This window comes from Rhodococcus sp. 24CO (genome assembly GCF_050586165.1).
Classification (GTDB): domain Bacteria; phylum Actinomycetota; class Actinomycetes; order Mycobacteriales; family Mycobacteriaceae; genus Rhodococcus_F.
The window spans coordinates 129857-132669 of sequence record NZ_JAZFNF010000010.1 but is presented as its reverse complement, the minus strand read 5'-3'; the positions used below and the strand labels follow the sequence as shown (position 1 = coordinate 132669).

The window sequence follows — 2813 nt, the reverse complement described above, 5'->3', positions numbered from 1 at the left end:
ACCTGTGTGCACACGGTACCGATCAGGTGATGTTTTCGGATTGGACTGTGGGGGAATGACACAAGAGCGACCATCCCGTTTTCGGGCACCGCAATCGAGCACGAGGAGCGGCAATGAGAAGGATCAGACACAGTCGGGCGCTACTGGTTGGCGCCCTCATCGCGTCGACGGGATTGTTCGGTGAAGTAGCGCTGGCGTCTGCCGATCAGTCTCGATCTCTTCCCCCCGGCACACCGACATCGGCGGACGGATCCGCGCTCGATCGCATCGAAGTTGTCAACGATCGCCAACTGACGATGTACGTCCGCTCGGCGGCGATGAACAAAGTGATACCGCTCGAAGTGATCCTCCCAGCAGATGCGAGCGCGCCGCGGCCGACGCTCTATCTGCTCAACGGCGCCGGCGGCGGCGAAGACTCGGCAACGTGGCAGACCCGGACAGACGTCGTCAATTTCTTCGGTGACAAGAACGTGAACGTCGTCAATCCCATCGGTGGTGCATACAGTTACTACACCGACTGGCAGCAACCCGATCCCGTTCTCGGACTCAATAAATGGACTACCTTCCTGACCGAGGAGCTTCCTCCGATCGTCGACGCGACGCTCGGGACAACAGGGGAGAACGCCGTCGCCGGTCTGTCCATGGCCGGCACATCGGTTTTGAGTCTGGCCGAAGCGGCGCCGTCGGTGTATCGCGCTGTGGGAGCGTTCAGTGGATGCGCTGAGACGAGCACCCAACCGGGTCAGGACTATGTGACCTTCGTGGTCAGCTTCCGCGGCGGCGACGTCAACAACATGTGGGGTCCGCCCGGCAGTCCGGCCTGGGTGGCCAACGATCCGGTTGTCAACGCGGAGAAGTTGCGCGGCATCGACCTGTACATCAGCAACGGAACCGGTCTGCCTGGCCCGCACGAAACCCTGGCGGGGCCGATGGTGAACGGAGATCCGGGTGTCCTCGCCAATCAGGTGATCGTGGGCGGCGTGATCGAGGCGGGGACAAATCAGTGCACGCAGCGCCTTGCGGATCGCCTCAATACCTTGGGAATTCCGGCTACGTTCGACTTCCGGCCGACCGGCACTCACTCGTGGGGTTATTGGCAGGACGATCTTCACAACTCCTGGCCCATGATCGCCGACGCGATCGGTACCCAGCGATAGGTGTGGCAAACGCGATGTGCCGGTGAGTTATTGCTCACGTCGCACGCATCGACCGATATCTGACTAACCTAGATGCTGGTCAGCGCGGTTATCATCACCGGGTGAGTTCCGAAACGCGTGGCGCCGCCGCAGCCGAAGACACCGATGTTCTTGCCCGTCGATTTGCCTGTCTGGGAGATCCGGCAAGGCTCCGAGTGTTGCAACTCGCCGCAGTGGGACCAGTCGAGATTGCGGCACTTGCCGGTGAAACCGGCATCGAACCGTCGACACTCGGAACTCATCTCGAGGCGCTCGTGAACGTGGGCTTCATCGATGTCGATGTCCAAGGCGGGACCTCCGTGGTCCGCGTCTCGGGCTCGGCGTATGCCGACCTCGTGGACGCGGCAAAGATCGTCTCGCCGCCGGCGCAGGTGCGCGACACACTGGGTGCCTTGCCGACAGACGTCACGCTGCGCCGTATGGCCGAGGGTGACTGGGACGGCGTGCGATCGATCTACCGCGAGGGAATCGACACCGGTACAGCAACATTCACCACGTCGGTGCCTTCCGTGCAGAAGCTGGACGAGCAATGGTTGCCCGATCATCGGTGGGTAGCCGAGATCGACGGCCATGTCGTGGGTTGGGCGACCCTCAGCCCCACGTCATCGCGTGACTGCTACCGGGGCGTTGCCGAGAACTCCATTTATGTCGGCGGCGCAGCGCGTGGCCGTGGCGTCGGGAAACTGCTCCTTCGTCAGCAAGTTGAGGCCGCTGACGCCAGTGAGATCTGGACAGTCCAATCATCGATTTTCCCCGAGAATCGGGCGAGCGTTGCTCTTCATCAGGCCGTCGGATTCCGGGTTGTCGGCACCCGCTCACGGATCGCCCAGTTGGGTGGACAGTGGCGTGACACGCTGTTTCTGGAACGACGCCGTGAGTCCCAGCTTCACTGACCGGGGAGTGCGCAGACCGTGTCGAGTCCGAGAACGTGATTGAGCCGACCGGACGTGATCCACGATCCGATGCTGATCGAGAGTTCGACGATCTCCGCTTGGCTGTACTGCGCGCTCATCCGTTCCCAGAATGCGTCGTCGAGGCCGTGATGGTCCAATGCGTACCGCTGCGCGTATTCGGCGGCCAGGCGGGTGCGGTCGTCGAAAGCGTCAGTGGTGTCCCAGTTTTCAACGGATTCGGCAAAAGTATCTTCAACTTTTACACCGTCGCGTTCGGTGCGCCAGTCCATGCACACGATGCAGCCGTTGATTTGTGCGATCCGCAACCGTGCGGCCTCGAACTCGCGTAAGCCGAGAGTCGACTTCGTGGTGACTGCGTGGGACAGTCTCGACGCCGCGCGCCCGATCTCGGGAACCAGGTCACCCCACACGTATTCGATGGGATCTTTGCCCTCGGGCACAGTGATGTTCATCGTCGACTCCATCTCGTGTGGTTTCTTTCTCCGACGATAGCGGCGCGAACCTGCCAGTCCGCTGACCGAGTCCCACTGGTCGGCATGAGAACCATGTTGTGAGCATGTGCCCGTTAACCCTTGGCTGCACTGATCCCGGCGCGGCGGCGTGGAGGTATGCCACTTCGTTGGGGCTCGATCGCCGCAGTCGATGCTCGAGGCGGGTGATGTGTGGGGGTGAGATCCAGTTCACGGGGTGTGCGGAGAGTATC

3 protein-coding genes are annotated in these 2813 nt (G+C 61.9%); 2 read left to right on the top strand and 1 reads right to left on the bottom strand.

The window, feature by feature from the left end; all coding sequences use genetic code 11:
• The first annotated feature begins 113 nt into the window (after positions 1–113).
• Positions 114–1157, top strand: coding sequence for an alpha/beta hydrolase (locus V2B23_RS24805; protein ID WP_430952730.1), 1044 nt, complete (start codon positions 114–116; stop codon positions 1155–1157).
• A gap of 101 nt (positions 1158–1258) precedes the next feature.
• Positions 1259–2089, top strand: a complete 831-nt coding sequence (locus V2B23_RS24800; protein WP_430952729.1) for a helix-turn-helix domain-containing GNAT family N-acetyltransferase — start codon at positions 1259–1261, stop codon at positions 2087–2089.
• On the opposite strand, the gene V2B23_RS24795 is transcribed toward V2B23_RS24800, so the two are convergent.
• On the bottom strand, positions 2083–2562 hold the full coding sequence (locus V2B23_RS24795) for a carboxymuconolactone decarboxylase family protein (RefSeq protein ID WP_430952728.1): 480 nt from the start codon (positions 2560–2562) through the stop codon (positions 2083–2085). The two genes, V2B23_RS24800 and V2B23_RS24795, sit on opposite strands and share 7 nt — an antisense overlap.
• Between the last annotated feature and the right edge of the window lie 251 nt (positions 2563–2813).